This window comes from Centipeda periodontii DSM 2778, assembly GCF_000213975.1.
Lineage (GTDB): Bacteria > Bacillota > Negativicutes > Selenomonadales > Selenomonadaceae > Centipeda > Centipeda periodontii.
In genome coordinates, this window is sequence record NZ_GL892076.1 from 883683 (window position 1) to 906073 (window position 22391).

Genomic DNA, 22391 nt, shown 5'->3' on the forward strand with positions numbered 1-22391 from the left:
GGATACAGGAGGGGACGAAATGGCGGTAAAGCTGTTTGTGTCGGATCTGGACGGGACGATGCTGCCGGACGGCAATGAGGTCTCAGCGGAAAATATTGCAGCGGTACAGCGTGCCGCAGAGGCAGGGGTCGTGGTGACGATTGCGACGGGACGCATGTTTGAGGCAGCTCTGCCGGTGGCTGAGGCACTCGGCGTAGATGTGCCGATCATCGCGTACAACGGCGCTCTCATCAAGAGCCCGAGCGGACGCGTCTATGAGGAACATGCGGTGGAGCCTGCACTCGCACATGATATCATGGCGTTCTGTCAGGAGCGTGACTGGTACATCCAGACCTACAGCGGCGGTGTTCTGCGCTATGTCGAGACTTGCGACGAGTCACGCTTCTATGAGAACTCGCAGAAGCTCACGGGGGAGGCAGTCGGTTGGGATGGGCTTTTCGCACATACAGAGGGCAACTGCAAGCTGCTCCTCGTGACCAAAGGTCGCGAGATCACGCTTGAGCGCTCGGAAGCCATACTCACGGCATTCGGTGCACAGGTGGATGTGACGCGCTCAGCAGATCACCTCATCGAGATCGTGGAGAAGGGGATCTCCAAAGCATCGGCGCTGCAGTCGCTCGCCGCAAAGCTCGGCTTCTCCATTGAGGAGACGATGGCGATCGGCGATGCCTACAACGATCTGCCGATGCTGAAGACGGCGGGCAAGAGCGTCGCCATGGGCAACGCCTTCCCCGAGGTCAAAGCGGTGACGGACTACAAGACGCTTTCCTGTGAGGAGAACGGTCTCGCTGCAGCGATCTATCACTACGTGCTCGGCATGGGGGCGGATGCGCCCGTGCCGATGACGAGGAACTGAGACATGGCAATCAAACTCATTGCGCTCGATCTGGACGGGACGCTCCTGACCTCGGATAAGAAAATTACGACGCGCACGAAAGATATCATTGCACGCGCAATGGCGCGCGGCGTTACAGTGACCATCGCGACGGGGCGCATGCTGCGTTCGGCTCTGCATTTTGCGCGCCTGCTTGCCTCCGATGCCCCTGTGATCTGCTGCAACGGCGGCTACGTGGGAAAGGAAGAGGGGGCGCCCGTCTTTGCGAAGTATTTCGATCCCGCGCTTGTGCGGGAGTTTCTGACGTTTGCCTATGAGCGCAACTGGTACGTGAACTGGTACAGCGGTATCGAGATCTACGCACCGGAGTTTCGCGAGGAGCTCTTTGCCGCCTATCGCACGACCGCACACTTCATGGTGAATGAGGTGGGTGATGACTACCTGCGCTATACCGAGAACGTACCCCAGTTCGTTCTGCGCAACGTAGATGAGGGGATCAACGTTTACGTGGGTGCGGTGCGTGAGCACTTCGGCGATCGCTTGGTACCGCAGCAGAATACGGGAACGAGCGTTGACATCAATCCGCCGGGCGTCAATAAGGCGGTCGGCGTGCAGGCGCTCGCGGACGCGATGGGGCTCAGCCTCGATGAGGTGATGGTCGCGGGGGATGCGGACAATGACTATGAGATGCTCGAGATGGGCGCGTTCTCCGTCGTTCCCGAGAACGGCACGCCGGAGGCGAAGGAGCGCGCCCGCTATGTGACGGCGTCAAACGACGCGAACGGGATTGCTCTCGCGATCGAGAAGTTTGTACTGTGAGGTGATTGCGATGGGAGAGAAGAAGCGCGTGACGGAGAAGTTCCGTCCCGTCATCGTGACGGGGCTGTCCGGCGGCGGGAAGTCGCTCGCAGCACGCTATATGGAGGATCTTGGCTATTTCTGCGTGGATAATCTGCCGCCGGTATTCATTCCGAAATTCATCGATCTCTGCCGCGAAACGCATGGGCAGATCAATCGCGCGGCGATCGTTGTGGATACACGCAGCCGCGAGTTTTTCGATGACTTCGTGCGCGTTCTCAGTGATCTGGATGCGGGGGATGTTTCCTATGAGCTGCTCTTTATCGAGGCGTCCGACGATGTCATCATCCGTCGCTATAAGGAAACGCGCCGCCCCCATCCGCTCGCGCCTGACGCGCGTATCTCGGAGGGCGTGACACGCGAGCGCGCCCGTCTTGCCTCCGTGCGTGCGCGTGCGACGCAGCTGATCGACACCTCGCGTCTGCGCAAGGCGGAGCTGCGCGATATCATCCGACAGCACTATGACACGCCGGGCAGGGATGCGGAGATGAATGTCAACATCCTTTCGTTCGGCTTCAAGTATGGCATCCCGCTCGACGCTGATCTTGTCTTTGACGTGCGCTTCCTGCCGAACCCGTTCTATGTGGATTCGCTGCGCAGCAAGAGCGGCACCGTACCCCAAGTTTCTTCCTATATCGAGTCTTGGGATGTGACGCAAAAATTCGAGCAGCAGCTCGATGGGATGATCGACTTCCTCTTGCCGCAGTACGTGAAGGAGGGCAAGAGTCAACTCGTCATCGCCGTCGGCTGCACGGGCGGCATGCATCGCAGTGTCTTCATTGCCAAACATCTTTACGACCGCATCAAGGGCAGCTATGCGGCGCATCTCGAACATCGCGACCTCATGAAGAATGAGGTGCACGAACACGTGAGCGAGGGCTGATCGATGCACCTCATGAAATGGCTCTACCCCGGGATGGGCTTCAAACGCTGGCTCCTTGTCTTTGCGATCGGGACGCTCTGTGTCGGGCTTGGAGTTGCACTGATCTTCAACTATAAATACATCGACAGCATTGAGGAGGCGATCTTCCGCTTCGTTTATACGTGGCGGGGCAGCTACAGCTACGGCTTCACGGCGATTGCGGGGGCGCTTATCCTCGGCCTCGGCAGCGCGCTCATGCTTGTTGCGACGCGGCACATCATCCGCGCGGTCATCACGGTGCTGATGCCCGAGGGCACATCCACGCGTTTGGTAGATCTCGTGTATGAAAAGACACGCCTCAGCCGTGGGCCTGCGGTTACGGTGATCGGCGGCGGGCACGGGCTCTCCGTTCTCCTGCGGGGGATCAAGGAGCTCACAAGCAATGTGACGGCGGTCGTGACGGTTGCGGACGACGGCGGTTCCTCGGGGCGTCTGCGCGAGGAACTCGGCATCATTCCGCCCGGCGATCTGCGCAACTGCCTCGTTGCGCTCGCCGATACCGAGCCGCTGATGGAAAAACTCTTCCAGCACCGTTTCGAGGGGGAGAGCAACCTCGCGGGGCACAGCTTCGGCAATCTCTTCCTCGCCGCGATGGCGGAAGTCACGGGCGATATGGAGACGGCACTGCGCGAGTCCTCCAAGGTTCTCGCGGTCAAAGGCCGCGTGCTCCCCGCATCGAAGGAGTCCGTGCGCCTCGATGCGATCCTTGAGGACGGAACGATTGTCGAGGGAGAGTCGCACATCCCCGAGGTGCCGGGGCGCATCCGCCGCGTGCGCCTCTATCCGCAGGATGTCACGCCCGTGCCGTCTGCACTTGAGGCGATCCGCACGGCGGATGCGATCATCCTCGGTCCCGGCAGTCTCTATACGAGCATTATGCCGAATCTCCTCGTGAATGGTGTTGCAGAGGAACTCCGCAAAAGCCGTGCGCTCAAAATCTACATCTGCAATGTCATGACTCAGCCCGGCGAGACAGACGGCTATACGGCCGCCATGCACGCAGAGGCAATCATCAGGCATGCGGGACGCGGTGCGATTGACTTTATGCTCGTGAATAACGCGTCGATTTCGGATGAACTGCGCGAAAAGTATGCGACAGAGGGAATTGAGCCCGTCACAGTGGACGAGGAAGCGATCAATGCGCTCGGCATTGGTTTTGTCGCGGCGGATATCATCAATCAATCGGATGCCGTGCGGCATGACCCCGACAAGCTCAGCCGCAACGTCATGCGTATGATCTATGATTTTCGGGTGAGCTGAGATGCCATCGTTCGCCTCGGATGTGAAGAATGCGCTCTCGCGCACGGATGCGGAGCGTGACTGTTGTCGGACGGCGGAGCTTGCGGCGCTCCTGCGCATGGGGGCATCCATGGCGACGGATGGGGAACATGGACTGGGGCTCCGCTTTGAGGCCGCAAGTGCTGCCGTCGCGCGCCGTGTCATTCGCCTTCTGCGCACGATGGATACGACGATTGAGACCTCGGTCGCGATGGAGCGCACGCCACAGCTGCGGCGCCGCACATACATTGTCAATATCGCGGCGGGTGAGGGCGTCACGCCGCTCCTCACGCGGCTTGGCTTCCTCACGCGCGGAGAGGCTCCGCGCGCGGGTACGGATGTGCAGCTCCTGCGCCGAAAGTGCTGTCGCGCGGCGTACCTGCGCGGCGCGTTTCTCGGCGGTGGGAGCGTCAATCGTCCTGAGGCAAGTTGTCATCTTGAGATTACAACGAAGAGTGCGGTGATGGGACGCGCGTTGCATACGCTCCTGCGTCGTCTGCACTTTCCTGTAGGGTTGACTGATCGACGTGATACCTACGTCGTATACCTCAAAGAGGGGGACGCTGTCATGGACTTCCTCGCGCTCATCGGTGCGGAGGAGGCAGCGGAGGAGATCGAGGTGGCACGCAACCTCAAGGAGGTGCGTGCACAGGTGAATCGTCTCGTCAATGTGGAGACGGCGAATCTGCAGCGCGCCGTAGATGCTGCGGCGGATCAGCTGGCGGCGATCGAGCGCCTCGCAGCGGCGGCGGGGGGGCTTGCAGCACTGCCTGAGGATCTGCGCGAGACGGCAGAGATGCGGCGTGCCCATCCGGAGATCAGTATGACAGAGCTCGCCGCGCTCTGTCACATCAGTAAGTCGGGGATGAGCCATCGCCTGCGAAAGATCCGCAGGATGGCGGAGGAGGTTTGAGTATTGATCCGAAGAATTGCACGGCTGCTCTCGAAGGGGCTGCCGCTGCCCATGCTCCTGCTTATGGCGTTTGTGGCATGGGTTCTGACCGCTGCGCCTCCGGAGGGATTTCCCATTCTCGAGTACCACATGGTAACGGAGAACCCGCACCCCGACGCAAAACCCTACGTGGTACCGCCCGAGGACTTTGCCGAACAGCTTGACTATCTCGCAGAGGAAGGCTATACCACCATCACGCCGCAGGACTACGCGCGTGCGCGCAAGGGCAAGCAGCAGCTTCCGGAAAAGCCCATCATCCTCAGCTTTGACGACGGCTATGAGGACAACTGGCGCGTCGTCTTGCCCATGCTTGAGGAACGCGGGATGAAGGCGGTGTTCTACATGGTGACAAACAGCATTGGGAAGCCCGGTTACCTGACGTGGGACAACCTCTTTGACATGGAGCGGCGCGGCATGGAGATCGGCAGTCACACGGCAAACCATCTGCCGCTCACGACGCTGTCGCCCGAGAAGCAGCGCGAGGAACTCCGCCTCTCGAAGCTGATGCTTGAGTGGAAGGGGATGAAGACCATCTACAGTTTCTCCTATCCGAATGGTTCTTATAACGCAGGCGTCGTTGCGATGCTTGCCGAGGAGGAGTATCTGACCGCAGTGACGGGGGAGGCGGGGCTGAACACGCTCGAGACGAACCCCTATCTCCTGCGCCGGGTCAATATTCCGCCGCCGCACTTTGGGCTGACGGAGTTCCGCCTGCGCCTCATGAAGGCTGACATTGCCGCGCGGCTCGATGTGCGGCTCTCACAGCTGCCCGAGGGGATGCGTGACGGGATCTTGGAGCTGCGCAGAATGCTGAACGGGGACTTGTAACGAAGGGAATGTAAGAGAGAAAGCATGAACAAGGGAATATTTCAAAAGATGGCAGCGCTGACGCTCGCCCTCGTTTGTACGGCGGGACAGGCATACGCCGCACATCGCGGTGAGAATCATACGATTGTGCGTGAACGCGGAACGGCGCAGGCGAATATCCGCGATCGTGTCGCGAGCATCCTCGGGTCGACGGAGCCGCCGCGCAACCGCGTCTTTGCACCGGGGACTTCACACCTCATGCACCGCTGGCCGGTGGAATCCTACGATACGGGCGGCACACTGCTCTTCTCGGACAGTCCCGAGTATGTCAAGGAGACAGGCATCCTCTACCGCGATACGGTGACGGGGGATGCGCGCGTCCTCTACTACCATCTGAACGATACCGCGCAGCCGAAGAAGGTCGCAGTCATCCTTGAGACGGAGGCGGATCTCGCGACGGTCACGGTGACGCGCGGGGCGGCAGCTGCACCGAGTACGGACTATCTGCACGTCGGCAAGGAAACGCAGATCGGATACTTCGATACGCGCCAGATGGATGAGCGCATTTACGTGACAAAGGAGCGACCGCGCCTCCTGACACCCACGATGAATGTGGCGGTGCTCGCACCGGGGCAGCTCGTCTACGGGGTCTATGATTTCCACACAAATGCGCCCGTACGTGTTTCGGTCATCATGTACGGGGCGGATGTCGATCCCTTTGCCTTCCTGCGCACGGCGCACGTGCTGCCGCGTGATGAGGTGGCTCTGCGCGGGACATTCCGCGGGATGAACCGCATGATTACCTCGCAGAAAATCTACCGTCCGACGACGGACGGCGCAGTCTACTTCCCCATCGGGGACAATCTCCACGATGTCTACCGCAGCGGCATTGACGCGACGGACGGCTCTGTCGTCGTGAACTACGGCAACTACGGCATCCTCTATCAGATCAACATCCCGACGACAGGGCGGGAGAACACACGCTACTTCCTGAGTCCCCTCGGTGGTGTCTATGCGGGGGCGATGCGCGCGGAGAGCGGGGCGCACCGCCGCATGCTTGAGATACCCGCGACACGTCCTTACTTCGGTGACCAGACACTGCCGGAGGCGCCGAACGTGGCGCAGGCGCGCGAGGAGGGGCTGCTCTTTTTGACGCAGTACACGGAGCTCTCTGATCTCGGTACGTATGCGAGCGCACAGCCCGTGCGTTTTGAGTATTCGCCGCCCGGCGCGTCGAACCTCCCCGTGAACATCATTCTTATGCCGGAGAATATAAGGAACCACTGATAAATTCAGCACCATCATCTTGGCGCATCTTTTTTGCCCGCACTTCGTCGGCAAATCCTCCACAGAGCACCACTCTGCGTCCGGTTTGCCTCCTTGTTCGGACGAAAAATCTACGCCAATCTGACGGACTTCATTTTATCAGTGCTTCCATAAGATAATTTTTTCATTTAAGAAGGGTTTTTCTTATGTGCGTTGAATAAGAACATAGCAAGCAGTACATACGAAATCATTTAGGGAATCGCTGATAAAATGAAGTTATCCGTGTTTCCCGAGACCTGTGTAGATCAGGGAGGAAGAAAACATGGCAGAAGAGACGAAGATTGACCACGAGCGCCTGCTCGAAGCGATTGAGCAGATCGCGACCTCGACGCAGACGGTCTATGAGGCGATCGAGCAGGTCGCTCAGAGTGCGACGGAGCTTGCGAGTGCGGGGCAGGAGTCCGTCAAGCAGGCGAAGTTCCTGCAGGAGCGCAATGCCGATACGATCAAGGTCATCGACTTCATTACGAATATCGCCGGGCAGACGAACTTGCTCGGTTTGAACGCAGCGATTGAGGCGGCACGTGCCGGTGAGCAGGGACGCGGCTTTGCCGTCGTCGCTGAGGAGGTGCGCAAGCTCGCCGAGCAGTCCCGTGAGGCGACGGAGCGCATTCAGGTCACATTGAACGAGATGAATCGTGCGGTGGAGGACATCTCCAAGTCCATTGAGACGACCGGCTCTATCAGCGAGCAGCAGGCGGCATCGACGCAGGAGATCACGGCGAACCTCTCGCGCGTGACACGTGCGGCGGACGAGCTTAAGGACTATATCAAGAACCTCGCTTGATAACGACATACAAAAATCCCGCGGTTTCGCGGGATTTTTTGTATGTCGTTTACTTCTTCTTCTCTTTTTCCTTCGCGCGTGCCTTCGCCGCCTTCTCCTTTGCCTTTACCTTGTCACTGACCTTTTTCTCCTGCTGGTACTTCGCATAGTCGACGCCCATGCTCGCCAGCTTGTGCTTGATCGTCATGATCGGGTGGCGCAGGAACATGCCGCGCTGCGTGCTGTTCATGATGGTGAGGAAGTCCTGTGTCGCCTTCGCGCCGAAGCACGGGCGGTCGCAGCGATCACAGATCGGCTTCGTGATGCCGTAGGGACATCGATCGATTTTCGTGAAGACGGTGGCGAGAAGTGCCGTGCAGGCGGGGCAGAGTTTGCCGCTCTTCGGATTGTGATGCTTACTGCAGTAAACGCCGAAGGTCTTGCGGATGTTCTCCTTCTCCTTCGGAATGTTGTTCTTGAGTTCCGGTGGTTTACGCTTTGGGAGGAAGCGTGAGAATATGCTCATTGACGTCACCTATGCTTTCGTTTTATCTATGCGGATCTGTATTTCTCTCCATTGCGTCATTTTACCGATTTTTTAAGGAAAAAGCAAGGGAGAAGTCTGCGTGACTTTTGATGTGAAATGGGGTACAATGAACGCAGTCAGAGGACAGGAGGGTGCGATGCGTACAAGTGAGAGATTCCGGTCAGGAAGCGACAGCATGCTGGGCGAGCCAATTATAGAGGGCTTTGAAGAGGGGCAGCTGCGCAAACTATTGACCAATACGATCGATACGATCGAGGACAATAAGACGCAGATCTTTGATATCTACCAGAATACGCGCAATGAGGTGGATGATGCGCGGCAGCGTCTGGCGGAGCTCAAGCAGCGTGTCGCAGACACGATCGAGCGCGTGGATGCCCTTGCGGTGGAGGAGCAGCGGGCGAAACAGAAGCTGGCACAGGTGAGTCAGAATTTCGCCGAGCACACGGAGGATGAGATTCGCAAGTCCTACGAGACGGTCTCGATCATCCAGATCAATCTCGCGATCGAGCGCGAGAAGGAGCAGTCCATGCGCGTGGAGCGCGACAAGCTCGAGATTCGTCTGCGCTACCTCCACAATGTCGTGGTACGCGCGGAGCATATGGCACTCTCCATCGGCTCGGTGCTCAGTTACCTCAGCACGCAGGTCAGCGGCGTGCTCTGGAAGATCGAGGCGGTGCAGAAGGACAAATTCGTCGGCGCGCGCATCATCAAGGCGACGGAGGAGGAGCGCTACCGCATCTCGCGTGAGATGCACGACGGGCCTGCGCAGGATCTGGCAAACGTCCTCTTCACCACGACGATTACGGAGCGCCTGATGGATCAGGACGTGGCAGAGGCGAAGAAAACCCTTGTGGAGATGCGTGAAGAGATTCGTAAATGCCTCACGGGCGTGCGTCAGATCATCTTCGACATGCGTCCGATGGCGCTGGACGATCTCGGGCTCCCGCAGGCGGTGGAGCAGCTGATCGCGCTCTTCGGCGAGCGCAGAAAGCTGCGCGGGACATTCAGCCTCGAGGGGGTGCACTACACGCTGCCGAAACACGTGGAGATCGCGATCTTTCGCATCGTGCAGGAGGCGCTCAACAACGTCGTTCATCATGCCAAAACGGACAAAGTACGTGTGCGCATGCACTATACGGAGCAGGCGCTTACGGTGCTGATCGCGGACGATGGCGTCGGCTTTGCTCCGGAGCGTATGTCGGAGGAGCCGGAGAAGACGGATGAGGATGACGCGTTCGATATGGAGACACAGCGTCGTCTGCGCGGGCGCCACTTCGGCGTGATCGGCATGGAGGAGCGCGCGAAGATCATCGGTGCATCGATCCAGATCATTTCCGAGCCGGGCAAGGGGACAAAGGTGCATCTGCGCGTGGAAAACCGTATGGTGGAGGACGCTTGAGCGCGCCCCTTGCCGAGGCGGTGCTCGCGTATGCGGGGCTGGGCGTTCTGCCTATGCACACGCCGGGGCATAAGGGGGGACGCGGAGCACACGCCATGCTGCGGCGCTTCTTTACGGAGGAGGGGATGCGCGCCGATGTCTCGCTCTCGGCGGAGCTGGACGATCTCCATGCGCCGACGGGCTGCATCCGTGCGGCGGAGGAACTGGCAGCAGAGGCATACGGGGCTGACGCCGCGTACTTTATGGTGAATGGAACGACGGGTGCGATCCAGACAATGCTGATGGCAGCGCTCACACCGGGCGAAACCATCCTCGTGCCGCGCAATGTGCATCGCTCCATCGTAGGGGCGATGATACTCACGGGCGTGCGCCCCGTCTACATGCAGCCGGAGATCGACACGCGGCTCGGGATTGCGATGGGCGTTTCCGCTGCCGCCGTTGAGCGTGCTGTGCGCAGGCATCCGGAGGCACGCGCGGCGCTCCTCGTCTATCCGACATACTACGGTGTGGCGACGGAACTGGGGCGAATCGCGGACCTCCTGCACGCACATGATATGCTGCTGTTTGTGGACGGTGCGCACGGCGCACACTTCGCGTTCTCCGATGAACTGCCGCCGTCTGCGATGGCGGCGGGTGCGGATCTCTCGGCGGAGAGTACGCACAAGCTGCTTGGTTCGCTGACGCAGACCTCAATGCTGCTCGCGCGCGGCGGACGTATACCTGACGAGCGAATTCGTGCGGCGTCGGGCATCATGCAGTCGACGAGTCCCAATGAGCTCCTCCTCACCTCGCTTGATCTGGCACGGGAGCAGATGGCTCAGGAGGGAAGGGAACGCCTTTCCTCTGCGATTCGATGTGCGCACGAGCTGCGTCGACGCATCAATGCGATTGAGGGGCTTTGGGCGTTTGGCGCGGAATGTATGAGCGGTGCCGGATGTTTTGCTCTCGATCCGCTGAAGATCACGGTGCAGGTTACCGGAATTGGATGCACAGGATTTGCGGCAGAGGAGGAACTGCGGCGGCGCAATATCGCGTGCGAGCTTGCCGACGCGCGGAACGTGCTCCTGCTCCTGTCCTACGCCGATGGGACGCGGGAGGCGGAGCGAATTTTGGCGGCGCTGCGGGATATGGCGGCATCGTGTGCGCCGCTGTGCACCTCGCGTGGGGCGGCGTCGTTCGCTGCCTTGCCGCTGACGCCGGAAACGGCACTCTCGCCGCGTGAGGCGTATTTTGCGCGAAGTGAACATGTTGATATTGGGGATGCCGAGGGGCGGATTGCGGCGGAGACGATTGTCTTCTACCCGCCGGGCATTCCCGTGCTGGCGATGGGAGATCGCATTGACGGGGAGACACTTGCGTATTTGCGTGCGATGAAGGCGATTGGAGCACGCGTGGTGGGGGCGGCGGATGCGTCGCTCGGAACACTCATGGTGATTGCGAAAGGCTGATATGGCAAACGGCAAACTCTTTATCATCGAGGCGGGGGATGGCTCGGGCAAGGAAACGCAGACGCGTCTGCTCGCCCAGCGGCTTGTGCGTGAGGGTCATCGTATCGTGCCCGTGACCTTTCCCGACTATGCGGCGGACTCGTCGATGCTCGTGCGCATGTATCTGCGCGGGGACTTCGGCGCGCATGCGGACGATGTGAATGCCTATGCGGCGTCTACATTCTTTGCCGTCGACCGCTACGCCTCCTATCGGATGAAGTGGGGGCGGGACTACGAGGCGGGTGCCATCATCCTCGCCGATCGCTACACCACGTCGAACATGGTACATCAGGCAGTGAAGATCAGGGATGCCGCAGAGCGCGATGCTTATCTCGACTGGCTCTATGACCTCGAGTTCCGCAAGATGGGACTGCCTGTGCCCGATGCCGTATTCTTCCTCGATATGGAGCCGCGCGCGGCGGAACGGCTGATTGCCGCGCGTGCAAAGGAGAAGGGCGCGACGCCCGATATCCACGAGCGCGACTCAGACTACCTTGCGCGCGCCCACGACGCCTACGTCCTCGTTGCAGAGCGTTACGGCTGGGTGCGGATTCCGTCGAGTGTGGATGGAGAGCCGCTTCCCATAGAGGAGATTCACGAGAGGCTGTATGGCGAAATGCGGAGATTTTTGTGACGGGGGGATGTAATATGCCTGAAATCAGTTTGTTCTTTGGTATTCGTATTACAATCTATTACAAAGATCACAATCCTCCGCATATCCATGCAGAATATGCAGGCAACAAAGCGGCGATTGATATACAGAATGCTTGCGTTCTGAGTGGATATCTCCCAAATAGACAGTTGAAGATTGTCCTTGCTTGGTGTGTTCTCTATCAGGATGAACTGATGCAGAATTGGGAATTGGTCAAGAGTGGAAAGTCTCCCAATCCGGTTCCGCCAATGGGAAGGATGTGACCACGATGGATTCTCGTTTTTTCCCCGAAGTATTGCAGGTTGTCCCTGGTGACAACTATATTGTCTACGCATACTTCAACGACGGTACGGTACGCTGTTATGATGCTTCAGAGCTTGTCATGGGGACGGGCGTTTTTGCGCGGCTGCGTGACCGGCAGGTCTTTGTAAATACGATGACCGTCATGAATGGCTCTGTGGCATGGGATCTCGAAGGAAATCGCGACGCGACGAAATGTATTGACATCGATCCCTTTGTCCTCTATGAAGCCCCTGTAGTAAAGGATCCACTTGAGGAATCCGCATGATTCCCTCAAGCCTGTCTTGTGTTATGGTGGAGAAGTTGGTGTCCGTAAACTAAAAAGCCTCCCTCGCAACGGGGGAGGGGGACCGCGTAAGCGGTGGAAGGGGCGAATACAGTGACGTGTCAGGCTGAGGAGCGTAAGAGCCGATTGTGATTAAAGAAGTCATCATCGTCGAGGGGAAGATGGACGTGCGTGCGGTGCGGCGTGCGGTCGAGGCGGACTGCATCATCACCGACGGCTTTCGTCTGCGCAATGCCGCAATTAAAAACATTCGTGCCGCCTACGAGAAGCGCGGGATCATCGTGCTCACCGATCCCGATACCGTGGGCGAGCGCATCCGTGCGCGCCTCACAGAGATGTTCCCGCGTGCGCGCCATGCCTTTATCCCTGTCGAGGATGCAACGAACATCCGTGACGGAGATATCGGTGTCGAGCAGGCAAGTCCCGATGCCATCCGTGCGGCGCTTGAAACGGTGCGTACGCCGATGGAAGCACCCGCAAATACCTTTTCGATGAGCGATCTGATGACGCACGGACTGACGGGAACAGAGGATGCTGCTGCCAGCCGCGCGCAACTCGGTCGCCTGCTCGGGCTCGGATTTGCGAACGCCAAGACATTTCTTCGTCGCCTCAACACCTATGGAATCACTCGTGAGGAATTTGACTCTGCCCTAAAGGAGATAGAATGAACGCAAGTATCCCAGTGATCGCCGATCCCAAGGTTACACGCCATATACTGAACGCATTTCACCTGCGTGCAAGCAAACGCCTCGGGCAGAACTTCCTCGTGGACCGGAGCGTGGTACAGGGGATTGTCGAGGCGGCGGAACTGACCTCTGCGGATACGGTGCTCGAGATCGGTCCCGGCATCGGGACACTCACACAGGGGCTTGCGGAGACTGGGGCGCGCGTTGTCGCGGTTGAGCTGGATAAGAAACTCCCCGCCGTGCTTGCGGAAACGCTCAAGGGGTATGACAACGTGACCATCGTGCCGGGCGATATCCTCAAGCTGAATATCCCGGAAATCCTCGGACTTCGAGAGGGTGAACGGTTCAAGGTCGTTGCGAATCTGCCCTACTATATCACAACTCCCATCATCATGACGCTCCTCGAACAGCGATTGCCGATTGAGCGACTCGTCACGATGGTGCAGAAGGAAGTCGCCGTCCGCATGACGGCACGTCCCGGCTCGAAGGACTACGGCGCGCTCTCCATCGCCGTGCAGTATTTCACCGTGCCGCGCATGGTCATGGACGTGCCGCCGCGCTCCTTCCTGCCGGCGCCCGAGGTGACGAGCGCCGTCATCGCCTGTCAGGTGCAGGATGTCCCAACAGTTCAGCCGAATGATGAAAAACTCTTCTTCCGTCTCGTTCGCGCCGCGTTTGGACAGCGGCGCAAGACACTGCTCAATGCGCTCACAGGTGCGGGGGTGACAAAGGAGATGAGCCGCGCAGGGCTCGCGGCGGCGGAAATCGCTGAGAATATGCGTGGAGAGCAGCTCTCGCTCATGGATTTTGCACGCCTGTCCGATGCCGTTGGGAACTTGGAGATGCAGGAGGGATGACGATGTACTTTGACAGCCACGTTCATACGGAGTTTTCCGCCGACTCCGAGATGAAGGCGCAGGAGGCTCTCCGAGAGGCAGAGAAACAGGGACTCGGGCTTGTCTTTACCGAGCATCTGGACTATGACTATCCTGCGGCGGGCAAGGAAGAGTTTATCTTTGATCCCGAGGCGTATTGGGCGGCATACGAACCGCTGCGCGCGGACGGGTCGCTCTCGCTTGGCGTCGAGATGGGAATGATGGCGAGCGCACGCGAAAAAAACGCCGCATTCGCGCGGCGTGTCCCCTTTGACTTCATACTTGCTTCGATTCATTTTCTGGATGTGAAGGATCTCTACTATCCCGAGACCTTTGAGGGGCGCGAGAAGGGCGAGATGTATCACGAATACTTCACCGTCATGCGCGATGAGATCTATGCGCATCCCTTCATCAATGCGCTTGCACACATCGACTACATCGCGCGGAATTCCACGTTCGACAATCCGGAGATTTCCTATGGGGATTTTTCGGCTGATATCGACGCCGTTCTGCGTGCCCTTATCGAGACGGAGACCGCCATCGAGATCAACACGCGACGCCTCTCTGCGCCGCGCGGCATCAAGGAACTTGCACCTGTCTACCGCCGCTATAGCGAGCTCGGCGGGCGTTACGTCACCATCGGCTCCGACGCCCATGTCCCTGAGGGGGTCGGCCGCAACTATGACCGTGCGCGCGAACTCGCCCGTGCGTTTGATTTGCAGGTCGTTACATTCTGTGAGCGGAAGATGCGGGTTTGTGAGGGATAGAACACTATTTTAGGGAATCGCTGATAAAATGAAGTCCGTCAGATTGGCGCAGATTTTTCGTCCGATTGAGGCAGCAAACCGGACGCATAGCCAAAGCTATGTGGAGGATTTGCTAACGAAAAGCGGACAAAAAAGATGTGCTAAGATGGCGGTGCTGAATTTATCAGTGCTTCCTTAGTTTGTCCATGCGTGCTTGCGCCTCTTTGTAGACTTGCTCGTCTGCGCGTATGCTGATGATGATAATGCGCATTTCTGATTGCCGTCGAGGCGGCGCAAATCATTTGAGGCCTTCTTTATGTAGGTGAGCTGCCAACTCATTCGAGTTCAACCTCGTCCATTTGGTCAAGTTCATCTTGTGAGATGCCTGCCTCACGGCATACCTCCTCAAACGACATGAAGTCCTTCGGATCAAGCGACTGCAACCGTTCCTCAGCGACACATAGCAACTGTTCATCAATCAACGCCTCGTATTGTGCGGGCGAGAGAAGAATACACGCCGGCTTGTTGTTCTTCATCACAACAGTCATGCCATTTTTCTTCACATTCGAGAAAATCTGTCCCGCCTTTCCACGGTTAAACGCCGTAATTGACACGGTGTTGTTCAGTGGCATTGCGTGTGCCATGCTTTATCCCACCTTTCTTTTTTATCTTACTATACATACAAGAAGAATACAACGAATTTGTCGATCTTTGCTGAACCTTTTATCCGTTGCCTCTCCTCCTCTTTCCTGTTATAATACAGGTTATGGATGGGGAGGCTTTTTTGTGCTCAGCAATTTTTTTGTCGCGCTCGGCGGCGTCGTGCCCCTCTTCTGTCTGATGGCAGTCGGTGTCTTCGTGAAGCGTTCGCGCCTTCTCACAGAAGAAGAACTCCTGCATATGAACCGCATGGTGTTCCGCGTGTTCTTCTTCTTCATGATGTTCTACAACATCTACATCTCCGATCCGGGGACGGCGTTTCAGCCACTGCTAATGCTCTTTGGCGCGGGCGGGGTGCTGTTCACGGCGCTCGTCTTTACCGGTATTGTCTGTCGTATTGAGCAGGATAATGCACGGCGCGGTCCCATGATCCAAGCGATCTTTCGCAGCAACTACGTCCTCATGGGCATTCCTCTGGTCGGCAATATTTTCGGCGATGCGGCGATCGCAATTCCGACCATGATGATTGCGGCGATCGTCCCGCTCTATAACGTTCTCGGCGTATTTGTTCTCGAGACCTTTCGCGGCGGGCGATTTGATCTCCTGCACATTCTGCGTGGCGTACTCATGAATCCCATGATCCTCGGGGCGATCGCGGGTGTATTCTGCCGCCTCGTCAGCCTGTCCATTCCTGCGCCCGTGTTGAAGCCCGTCGCGCAGATTGCGGCAGCAACGACACCAGTGGCACTCATTATTCTCGGCGCTTCATTTCATGGCGGGAGCTATCAGGCGCATCTGCGTCAGCTTGTGTTCTCCGTTGCCTCCCGTCTTGTCATCGTACCTGCAATCATGCTTTCTCTTGCGATTGCACTCGGATTCCGCGGTGTCGAACTGGTGACTCTTATCGCCGTGTTTGCCACGCCATGTGCCGTTGCCAGCTTTGCGATGGCGCAGCAGATGCAGGCGGATGCGGAACTCGCGGGTAATTGCGTTGTATATAGCAGTGCACTTTCCTGTTTTACAATTTTTGGTTGGGTCTTTTTGCTCAAGACATTGGAATTCTTTTGACAATGAGTAATACCTTGACAGCGCACTTTAATTTTGTATAATTGTGACTAGGTTATAGAACAAGAAAAGGAGATCGACGGCAATGATACGGAAGAAAGGCCTTGCAGCTTTCGGTGCACTCGCTCTTGTGGGCTGTGTTGGAATGATGTCACCGTCGGTGCAGGCGGCTGAAGCTATGCCTGTCACAGCAGATACGGCGAGCGATATGCCGCATCGTGTTGTCGAGGGCGGCGACTTTAAGACGGCGACCCTTCGTCCGGATCGTTTGCTCGAAACATATCGCCTGACGAAGTATGATGTCATTGATATCCAGGTCATCGGACTTCCTGAAGGTGCCGGAATGAGCGATATCATGATCGGTCCCGACGGTTATGCACAACTGCCTTATGTCGGCTCCGTGAAACTTGCGGGGCTGACACTGGATGAGGCAAAGGCTGTGCTGATGGAGCGGATGAGCATGTACCTTCGTTTTCCGGACATGTCGCTCATTATGAAATCCTATGGACCACGTAAAGTCTATGTTATGGGGGAAGTCGGTTCGCCCGGAATACAGGAGCTCTCTGCCGATAACCTCAACGCATACGCAGCACTTTCCTCTGCCGGCGGCATCAAACGTCGCGGACGCAGCACACAGGTGCAGGTTCTGCGTGTTGTGGGCGATACCATGTACTATAAGACGCTGAATATCAAAAACTACATCAAGAAACATGACCTCACACAGAACGTCGTCCTGCAGGACGGTGACATCATCTATGTACCGCGTTCCAATGGTATTAAGCTGGATGAGGATGTTCTGCCGTATGTGAGCGTATGGGCAATGTATAAGGCTTTGACGAAGTAAGTCGGGAGGAGATTGAATGATGGACCGTAATGAAGATTCGATCGATCTCGGACGTCTATTTTGGGTGATGGGGCGGCACAAGGCTGTTATATTCGGTATTGTGGGGATTTGTACCGTTGTAGCACTTGTGATTTCGCTTGTTTTGCCGAAGCAGTATGAGTCTACAACACTCGTTCAAACGCGTAGCGCCGGAGCGGCCTCTTCGGGAGCTGTTGCGGCTCTTGCGGTTCTTGGAGGCGGAACAGCATCTTCTCAAACAACGAATTATATGGAGTTGATGAAGTCGCGAACGGTTTTAGAACCGATTATTGACAGCCTTGCGTTTGAAGGTGAAGATAAGAAGCCGGATGCAAAAAACTTCGCAAAAAAATATCTCGACATAAAAAATACAAAGGGAACGAATCTCATTGAGGTTTCTGCACGCTGGAGAAGTCCGGAAGAGGCGCAACGCATCTCTCAGACCGTTGTGGATAACTTCCTTCTCATGCAGACAGATATGAACCAGCAGACACAATCGTTACTTTTAAAGTTCCTTGAAAAACGAATTGACGAGAGTAAAGAAGCTTCCGAGGTTGCAGAGGAAAAACTGGTAACGTTCAGTAAAGAACACAAGATTTACAGTCCGGATGAACAAGTAAAGTTTGTTGTCGGTCAAATGCAGGCGTTCGATAAGGCTATGGCAGATTTCGAGGTTTCTATTAAGTCCGGACAGGCATCTTTGGATGCTGCGAATGCAGCGCTTGAAGACCAGAAAATGAGTAGCAGAATGTATAACGTGTCGGATAACGGCATTGTTCAAGGACTGCGTTCAAAAATAGTTGCGAAGCAGGTCGAGCTTGTTGGGTTGCGCCAAAATTATACCGAAAAACATCCCAGTGTCCAAAGGGCGGTGGAGGAGTTGCATCAGCTCGAAAATAGTCTGCATTCAGAAGTGGTGGCTTCTGTGGACTCCAATGCGGTCACACTGAATCCTACCCAGTCCGAACTTCTCAAACAGCAGGCGCTTGCTTCTGTTGAGATTTCTGTTGCAAAAGCAAGTAAGTTAGCTGTCGAAGAAGAGTGGGGGAAGAAAGAAAAAGAGATCGGGAAACTGCCGGACGATGTGTTAGAGTATGTTCGTCTGCAACGCAATGTGACCATTCAGAGTGAAGTTTATCTGAACCTTGTAAAACAGAGTGAGCAGAGTAAGCTTCAAGCAGCAATGGAGAGTATGGACATCCAGATTGTCGATCCTGCCAATCTTCCGGATGAAGATAGACCTGTTGCACCGCGGAAGAAGCTGATTACAGCGATTGGGTTTGTGGTCGGTGTCCTTCTTGCAATGGGGTACAGTATGCTTGTCTATCGGCGTGAAGCATAACACAGAATAAGGAGGGAAGCACATATATGAATACGGGGATCAGAATACCAACTCGCATTCGTAGGGTATGTGCCCCCCTTCTTTTTATTATCTTCGATTATACAGCAATTCTCCTTGCCGAAAAGATGGCATTTGGTCTGCATGATCTCTATGGTCTTCTTATGGGGACATCCTATCATGTTCCCGATGCCTACCTCTTTTTTTGGATTCCCCTTGTCTTTATTGCCTTCCTTGGAATCGCACAGACATATACAAAGATGCAACCGATCCTAGAGACCGTGCGACAGATATTCTATGCCGTTCTCTATGCGCTCATTACCTGCCTCCTTGCCCTCTACTTTATGGAGGCGAGCATGCTTGCTTCACGTCTCTACGTGATCCTATTTGGTATACTCGCGTTGTTCAATATCTATGTTGGGCGCTACATCCTGCTGAAACTCCTCAAGACAACCAATACACTGACAAAACCGGTCATCTTGATTGGTGCGGGAAAAACCGCAGAACTTGTCCTTCGTTCTTTTGATCGAGATTTGGGGTATCGCTATAGAGTGATTGGAATATTGGATGACAGCCCCATCTCGGAAGACTTGCCCCAGAAATTTCTTTTGATGGGTACATTGGAAAACGCGGCAGAAATCATTCATGATTCCAGTGTCAAGACGGTTATCATTACAGCTCCCGGTATGGAGAAGGAAAAACTTCAAACACTCTTGGAGGGTATACAGCCTTATGTAAGGGATATTATCTTTGTCCCCGATTTGATCGGTGTTCCTCTCTACAATGTCGAAGCTCAGACACTCTTCAATGAGCAGATTATGATGTTGTCCCTCAGAAATAATCTTGCGCGTCGTCGCAATCAGCTATTCAAACGTATCTTTGACATTGTGGTTGGCGGCTTGGTGTGCATCCCGATCATTCCAATTATTTTTGTCATTGCCCTTTGCATCAAGATTGATTCGAAGGGGGCTGCTTTCTTTAACGCTGAGCGCATCGGAAAAAAGGGAGAAATATTTACCTGCTATAAGTTTCGTTCCATGCATCTGGATTCTCAGAAAATCTTGGAGGAGTATCTTGCAGAAAACCCTGCAGCGAAAGAGGAGTGGGATACTTACGCAAAACTCCGTGATTACGATCCACGCGTGACAAAGGTTGGAAAATGGATCCGAAAATATAGTTTGGATGAACTGCCCCAGATCCTCAATGTGATCAAAGGCGATATGAGTCTTGTAGGACCTCGTCCTTATCTCCCACGCGAAAAGAAAGATATTGGTGAGTACCTTTCTACGATCACCTTGACTGTTCCAGGGGTTACGGGGTTTTGGCAAACCAGTGGGCGCAATGATGTCAGCTTTGCAGGGCGCGTTGCGATGGACACTTGGTACGTACGGAACTGGTCAATTTGGCTCGATTTGATGTATTTATTTAAGACTGCAAAGATTGTGTTTACAGGAAAAGGTGCCTACTGATTATCTCTTGATGCTCCAACAACTCGTTAAGAAAAATCTTACGCAGGAGGCTCTACAAATGAACAATCTTCGCGTTTTGCATATTGGTGAGTATGTGCAGGGCGGTGTTGCTACCTATATTAAGACATTGCTAACTCACTCAAGAGATGTAGGTGTAGATGAATTCATGGTCTTAGCGGATGCCAAATCCGATCATAGTTGGTCACTAGATCCAAATCACGTTTTTTTTATTCGTATCGTCGAAGCTTTTTGAATATCATTCCCGCCATGTGTTTTATTCAAAACGTCATTGCACAGGTAAAGCCTGATGTTATCTATTGTCACAGTACATGGGCCGGTGTATTAGGCAGATTTCCGTTCTTCTTCAAAAAGAAGCGTATGCGTATTTTATACAATGCACATGGTTGGGCGTTTACGCAAGATACTTCGGATTGGAAAAAACATCTATACGCATGGGTAGAACGACTTCTTGCTGTAAGGACGGATTGGATTATCAATGTATCGCAGTATGAAATGTGCAGTGCTATATCATACGGAATTCCTGAAACAAAAATGAAGCGGATTTACAGCGGTATATCTTCTCATAGGGAAGATGTTCAAGAGGCATCTCCGTTTGATTCGAGTCGCATAAATCTCCTTTTTGTTGGGCGATTCGATCCGCAAAAAGGCGTGGATTTGCTTTTATCAGCAATGCAGAATCTTACACGGAAGGATGTACACTTGACACTTATTGGAGACAGTGTGTTAGGCGGCAAAGATTTTTCTGTTGCTGATATGGATAATGTCTCTTCTTTGGGGTGGATTTCACATGATGAATTGCCCAGATATTATTTTCATTGCGACGCTGTTGTTATGCCCTCGCGTTGGGAAGCCTTTGGGCTAGTCGCCATTGAGGCGATGAAGTATGGAAAGCCTGTTTTGGTAAGCCCGAATGGAGCCCTTCCTGAATTAGTTTCTTCCAATATAAATGGCTATGTAATCGATTTTAATAACCCCAATGCGCTTAACATAGTGGAGTTAGATAAAGAAAAACTTCGCACAATGGGAGAGCAAGCAGAAAAGATTTTTCATCAAAAATTTGATTCTACTAAGATGTGTCAGGAAACCCGTGCACTATACGATGCAAATTAGCACGTCAAGACGCCGCAATAGCCGATATAAGCACGTTATGAGCCGGTCATAGGGGGACGGCGACTATGAAGATTTTACATGTTGGCTTGGACAAAACGTTGGGTGGAATAGAAAGGTTCCTTTTTAATGTTTACAACAATCGGGATAAGTCGTTTCAAATGGATTTTGTCACAACAGCAGATAGATTCAACTACGTGCTTTCAGATTTTCTTACCAATGACAATGACTGTCAGATTATTCGCATAGCCAATTTTTCGAATCCGCTCCGACATGTTTTAGACCTTTATCGCTGCATTCAGTCGGGGAAATATGATATTGTGCATATTCATAAAAACAGCTTGGCAAATCCGCTTGCAATACTTGTTGCAAGTGTAGCCGGGTCGTGTAAGGTTATTGTCCATTCCCATAACACACAGCCAAGTACGAGTCGTCAAATTGGAATGGCTTTGCATTGGTTGAACAAGAGACTTTTATCAAAACTACCAGTAATGAGATTAGCTTGCTCCAGACTTGCAGGAGATTGGCTTTTCCACCATTCAAACTATACAGTTTTGCATAATGCGATTGACTTAGATAAATTTATATTCGATATAAACATTCGTAAAGAGGTGCGTACATCATTGGATTTGGAAGATTGCTTTGTGATAGGAGCAATTGCGCGAATCTCAGATCAGAAAAATCAACTGTTTATGTTGGATATTCTTCAAGAAGTATTACGCACCGAGGAGCGTGCCATGTTGGTGTTGGTCGGAGGATATCCACGTTCTAAAGAAGGGGAACGCTACTATCAACTTGTTTTGGATAAGATAAAGCGTATGCATTTGGATAGGAACGTGAGGTTGTTGGGATCACGGGACGATGCGAATCAATTATATCAAGCCTTTGATGTAGCGTTGATTCCGTCGAAGTACGAGGGCCTTTCGATCGCGGCGATAGAGGCACAGGCTGCAGGGCTCCCGTGTGTTGTATCAGATGTTCTATCGGATGAGACGCGTGTTTCTTCTTATTATACGTCTGTGGCATTATCGGCTGACCCTGCAAATTGGGCAGAGGCAATCCTCCAACAGAAATATGTAAAGCGATCGAACATGAAAAAAGAGATGGAGGCTGCCGGGTATGCGATGGAGCAGGAAATTCATTCGC

The 22391-nt window shown here is 54.7% G+C and carries 26 protein-coding genes; 24 read left to right on the forward strand and 2 right to left on the reverse strand.

Features of this window, described 5'->3' with window-relative positions:
* Nucleotides 1–19 precede the first annotated feature (19 nt).
* The 8 genes from HMPREF9081_RS03955 (at nucleotide 20) to HMPREF9081_RS03990 (ending at nucleotide 7765) form a co-directional block, all read left to right on the forward strand.
* A complete protein-coding gene (locus HMPREF9081_RS03955; RefSeq protein WP_006305702.1) occupies nucleotides 20–856 on the forward strand; it encodes a Cof-type HAD-IIB family hydrolase in 837 nt (278 codons plus the stop codon).
* Nucleotides 857–859: 3 nt separating this feature from the next.
* Nucleotides 860–1654 (forward strand): Cof-type HAD-IIB family hydrolase, encoded by a 795-nt coding sequence (locus HMPREF9081_RS03960; protein ID WP_006305703.1) that lies wholly within the window; start codon nucleotides 860–862, stop codon nucleotides 1652–1654.
* Nucleotides 1655–1664: 10 nt separating this feature from the next.
* Entirely contained in the window at nucleotides 1665–2576 is a 912-nt protein-coding gene (gene rapZ / locus HMPREF9081_RS03965) for an RNase adapter RapZ (RefSeq protein ID WP_006305704.1), read from the forward strand.
* Between the two features lie 3 nt (nucleotides 2577–2579).
* Nucleotides 2580–3875 carry a gluconeogenesis factor YvcK family protein gene (locus tag HMPREF9081_RS03970; protein ID WP_006305706.1) on the forward strand — a complete coding sequence of 432 codons (1296 nt, stop codon included), beginning with the start codon at nucleotides 2580–2582 and terminating at the stop codon, nucleotides 3873–3875.
* A 1-nt stretch (nucleotide 3876) separates the two neighbouring features.
* Nucleotides 3877–4806, forward strand: coding sequence for a DNA-binding protein WhiA (whiA, locus tag HMPREF9081_RS03975; protein WP_006305707.1), 930 nt, complete (start codon nucleotides 3877–3879; stop codon nucleotides 4804–4806).
* Nucleotides 4807–4857: 51 nt separating this feature from the next.
* On the forward strand, nucleotides 4858–5673 hold the full coding sequence (locus tag HMPREF9081_RS03980; RefSeq protein ID WP_006305708.1) for a polysaccharide deacetylase family protein: 816 nt from the start codon (nucleotides 4858–4860) through the stop codon (nucleotides 5671–5673).
* Between the two features lie 24 nt (nucleotides 5674–5697).
* Nucleotides 5698–6939 (forward strand): hypothetical protein, encoded by a 1242-nt coding sequence (locus HMPREF9081_RS03985; protein ID WP_006305709.1) that lies wholly within the window; start codon nucleotides 5698–5700, stop codon nucleotides 6937–6939.
* Between the two features lie 301 nt (nucleotides 6940–7240).
* Nucleotides 7241–7765, forward strand: a complete 525-nt coding sequence (locus tag HMPREF9081_RS03990) for a methyl-accepting chemotaxis protein (protein ID WP_006305710.1) — start codon at nucleotides 7241–7243, stop codon at nucleotides 7763–7765.
* A gap of 49 nt (nucleotides 7766–7814) precedes the next feature.
* Here the strand turns inward: HMPREF9081_RS03990 and HMPREF9081_RS03995 are convergent, their stop codons facing one another.
* The gene (locus HMPREF9081_RS03995) at nucleotides 7815–8270 is read right to left on the reverse strand and encodes a nitrous oxide-stimulated promoter family protein (RefSeq protein WP_006305711.1); all 456 of its coding nucleotides are present in this window, start codon (nucleotides 8268–8270) and stop codon (nucleotides 7815–7817) included.
* Nucleotides 8271–8427: 157 nt separating this feature from the next.
* On the opposite strand from HMPREF9081_RS03995, the gene HMPREF9081_RS04000 reads away from it, so the two are divergent.
* The 9 genes from HMPREF9081_RS04000 to HMPREF9081_RS14410 all read left to right on the forward strand — a co-directional run bounded on the left by HMPREF9081_RS04000 (nucleotide 8428) and on the right by HMPREF9081_RS14410 (nucleotide 14921).
* The gene (locus HMPREF9081_RS04000; protein WP_040394458.1) at nucleotides 8428–9690 is read left to right on the forward strand and encodes a sensor histidine kinase; all 1263 of its coding nucleotides are present in this window, start codon (nucleotides 8428–8430) and stop codon (nucleotides 9688–9690) included.
* Nucleotides 9687–11138 carry an aminotransferase class I/II-fold pyridoxal phosphate-dependent enzyme gene (locus HMPREF9081_RS04005; RefSeq protein WP_006305713.1) on the forward strand — a complete coding sequence of 484 codons (1452 nt, stop codon included), beginning with the start codon at nucleotides 9687–9689 and terminating at the stop codon, nucleotides 11136–11138. Before HMPREF9081_RS04000 ends, HMPREF9081_RS04005 begins: the two co-directional genes overlap by 4 nt.
* A gap of 1 nt (nucleotide 11139) precedes the next feature.
* A complete protein-coding gene (locus HMPREF9081_RS04010) occupies nucleotides 11140–11811 on the forward strand; it encodes a dTMP kinase (protein ID WP_006305714.1) in 672 nt (223 codons plus the stop codon).
* A gap of 14 nt (nucleotides 11812–11825) precedes the next feature.
* Nucleotides 11826–12092 carry a DUF4160 domain-containing protein gene (locus tag HMPREF9081_RS04015; protein ID WP_006305715.1) on the forward strand — a complete coding sequence of 89 codons (267 nt, stop codon included), beginning with the start codon at nucleotides 11826–11828 and terminating at the stop codon, nucleotides 12090–12092.
* Nucleotides 12093–12097: 5 nt separating this feature from the next.
* Complete coding sequence (locus HMPREF9081_RS04020) at nucleotides 12098–12397, forward strand: DUF2442 domain-containing protein (RefSeq protein WP_006305716.1); 300 nt, start codon at nucleotides 12098–12100, stop codon at nucleotides 12395–12397.
* A 146-nt stretch (nucleotides 12398–12543) separates the two neighbouring features.
* Nucleotides 12544–13083 (forward strand): ribonuclease M5, encoded by a 540-nt coding sequence (rnmV, locus tag HMPREF9081_RS04025; protein ID WP_006305717.1) that lies wholly within the window; start codon nucleotides 12544–12546, stop codon nucleotides 13081–13083.
* Nucleotides 13080–13958 carry a 16S rRNA (adenine(1518)-N(6)/adenine(1519)-N(6))-dimethyltransferase RsmA gene (rsmA, locus tag HMPREF9081_RS04030; RefSeq protein WP_006305718.1) on the forward strand — a complete coding sequence of 293 codons (879 nt, stop codon included), beginning with the start codon at nucleotides 13080–13082 and terminating at the stop codon, nucleotides 13956–13958. The genes rnmV and rsmA overlap by 4 nt, the downstream gene beginning before the upstream one ends.
* A complete protein-coding gene (locus HMPREF9081_RS04035) occupies nucleotides 13955–14743 on the forward strand; it encodes a histidinol-phosphatase HisJ family protein (protein ID WP_006305719.1) in 789 nt (262 codons plus the stop codon). Before rsmA ends, HMPREF9081_RS04035 begins: the two co-directional genes overlap by 4 nt.
* 28 nt (nucleotides 14744–14771) lie before the next feature.
* Nucleotides 14772–14921, forward strand: a complete 150-nt coding sequence (locus tag HMPREF9081_RS14410; protein ID WP_071778190.1) for a secretion protein HlyD — start codon at nucleotides 14772–14774, stop codon at nucleotides 14919–14921.
* 136 nt (nucleotides 14922–15057) lie between these two features.
* Here the strand turns inward: HMPREF9081_RS14410 and HMPREF9081_RS04040 are convergent, their stop codons facing one another.
* On the reverse strand, nucleotides 15058–15366 hold the full coding sequence (locus HMPREF9081_RS04040) for a type II toxin-antitoxin system Phd/YefM family antitoxin (RefSeq protein WP_006305721.1): 309 nt from the start codon (nucleotides 15364–15366) through the stop codon (nucleotides 15058–15060).
* Between the two features lie 142 nt (nucleotides 15367–15508).
* Here HMPREF9081_RS04040 and HMPREF9081_RS04045 point away from each other — a divergent pair, with 142 nt between their 5' ends.
* The 7 genes from HMPREF9081_RS04045 to HMPREF9081_RS04070 all read left to right on the forward strand — a co-directional run.
* The gene (locus tag HMPREF9081_RS04045) at nucleotides 15509–16450 is read left to right on the forward strand and encodes an AEC family transporter (protein ID WP_006305722.1); all 942 of its coding nucleotides are present in this window, start codon (nucleotides 15509–15511) and stop codon (nucleotides 16448–16450) included.
* A gap of 82 nt (nucleotides 16451–16532) precedes the next feature.
* Nucleotides 16533–17291 (forward strand): polysaccharide biosynthesis/export family protein, encoded by a 759-nt coding sequence (locus tag HMPREF9081_RS04050; RefSeq protein ID WP_006305723.1) that lies wholly within the window; start codon nucleotides 16533–16535, stop codon nucleotides 17289–17291.
* Between the two features lie 19 nt (nucleotides 17292–17310).
* Entirely contained in the window at nucleotides 17311–18651 is a 1341-nt protein-coding gene (locus HMPREF9081_RS04055) for a GumC family protein (protein ID WP_040394462.1), read from the forward strand.
* Nucleotides 18652–18677: 26 nt separating this feature from the next.
* Complete coding sequence (wbaP, locus tag HMPREF9081_RS04060; RefSeq protein ID WP_006305725.1) at nucleotides 18678–20117, forward strand: undecaprenyl-phosphate galactose phosphotransferase WbaP; 1440 nt, start codon at nucleotides 18678–18680, stop codon at nucleotides 20115–20117.
* Nucleotides 20118–20175: 58 nt separating this feature from the next.
* Nucleotides 20176–20370: a hypothetical protein gene (locus tag HMPREF9081_RS13805; protein WP_050795004.1), complete on the forward strand. Its 195-nt coding sequence runs from the start codon at nucleotides 20176–20178 to the stop codon at nucleotides 20368–20370.
* Nucleotides 20367–21248: a glycosyltransferase gene (locus HMPREF9081_RS04065; protein ID WP_167535612.1), complete on the forward strand. Its 882-nt coding sequence runs from the start codon at nucleotides 20367–20369 to the stop codon at nucleotides 21246–21248. The genes HMPREF9081_RS13805 and HMPREF9081_RS04065 overlap by 4 nt, the downstream gene beginning before the upstream one ends.
* Nucleotides 21249–21313: 65 nt before the next feature.
* A partial coding sequence (locus tag HMPREF9081_RS04070; protein ID WP_006305728.1) for a glycosyltransferase occupies nucleotides 21314–22391 on the forward strand: 1078 nt, incomplete at its 3' end.

Coding starts and splice junctions, on each gene's coding strand:
- HMPREF9081_RS03955 (WP_006305702.1), top strand. CDS start 20: ATGGCGGTAAAGCTGTTTGTGTCGGATCTGGACGGGACGATGCTGCCG.
- HMPREF9081_RS03960 (WP_006305703.1), top strand. CDS start 860: ATGGCAATCAAACTCATTGCGCTCGATCTGGACGGGACGCTCCTGACC.
- rapZ (WP_006305704.1), top strand. CDS start 1,665: ATGGGAGAGAAGAAGCGCGTGACGGAGAAGTTCCGTCCCGTCATCGTG.
- HMPREF9081_RS03970 (WP_006305706.1), top strand. CDS start 2,580: ATGCACCTCATGAAATGGCTCTACCCCGGGATGGGCTTCAAACGCTGG.
- whiA (WP_006305707.1), top strand. CDS start 3,877: ATGCCATCGTTCGCCTCGGATGTGAAGAATGCGCTCTCGCGCACGGAT.
- HMPREF9081_RS03980 (WP_006305708.1), top strand. CDS start 4,858: ATGCTCCTGCTTATGGCGTTTGTGGCATGGGTTCTGACCGCTGCGCCT.
- HMPREF9081_RS03985 (WP_006305709.1), top strand. CDS start 5,698: ATGAACAAGGGAATATTTCAAAAGATGGCAGCGCTGACGCTCGCCCTC.
- HMPREF9081_RS03990 (WP_006305710.1), top strand. CDS start 7,241: ATGGCAGAAGAGACGAAGATTGACCACGAGCGCCTGCTCGAAGCGATT.
- HMPREF9081_RS03995 (WP_006305711.1), bottom strand. CDS start 8,270: ATGAGCATATTCTCACGCTTCCTCCCAAAGCGTAAACCACCGGAACTC.
- HMPREF9081_RS04000 (WP_040394458.1), top strand. CDS start 8,428: ATGCGTACAAGTGAGAGATTCCGGTCAGGAAGCGACAGCATGCTGGGC.
- HMPREF9081_RS04010 (WP_006305714.1), top strand. CDS start 11,140: ATGGCAAACGGCAAACTCTTTATCATCGAGGCGGGGGATGGCTCGGGC.
- HMPREF9081_RS04015 (WP_006305715.1), top strand. CDS start 11,826: ATGCCTGAAATCAGTTTGTTCTTTGGTATTCGTATTACAATCTATTAC.
- HMPREF9081_RS04020 (WP_006305716.1), top strand. CDS start 12,098: ATGGATTCTCGTTTTTTCCCCGAAGTATTGCAGGTTGTCCCTGGTGAC.
- rsmA (WP_006305718.1), top strand. CDS start 13,080: ATGAACGCAAGTATCCCAGTGATCGCCGATCCCAAGGTTACACGCCAT.
- HMPREF9081_RS04035 (WP_006305719.1), top strand. CDS start 13,955: ATGACGATGTACTTTGACAGCCACGTTCATACGGAGTTTTCCGCCGAC.
- HMPREF9081_RS14410 (WP_071778190.1), top strand. CDS start 14,772: ATGAAGTCCGTCAGATTGGCGCAGATTTTTCGTCCGATTGAGGCAGCA.
- HMPREF9081_RS04040 (WP_006305721.1), bottom strand. CDS start 15,366: ATGGCACACGCAATGCCACTGAACAACACCGTGTCAATTACGGCGTTT.
- HMPREF9081_RS04050 (WP_006305723.1), top strand. CDS start 16,533: ATGATACGGAAGAAAGGCCTTGCAGCTTTCGGTGCACTCGCTCTTGTG.
- HMPREF9081_RS04055 (WP_040394462.1), top strand. CDS start 17,311: ATGGACCGTAATGAAGATTCGATCGATCTCGGACGTCTATTTTGGGTG.
- wbaP (WP_006305725.1), top strand. CDS start 18,678: ATGAATACGGGGATCAGAATACCAACTCGCATTCGTAGGGTATGTGCC.
- HMPREF9081_RS13805 (WP_050795004.1), top strand. CDS start 20,176: ATGAACAATCTTCGCGTTTTGCATATTGGTGAGTATGTGCAGGGCGGT.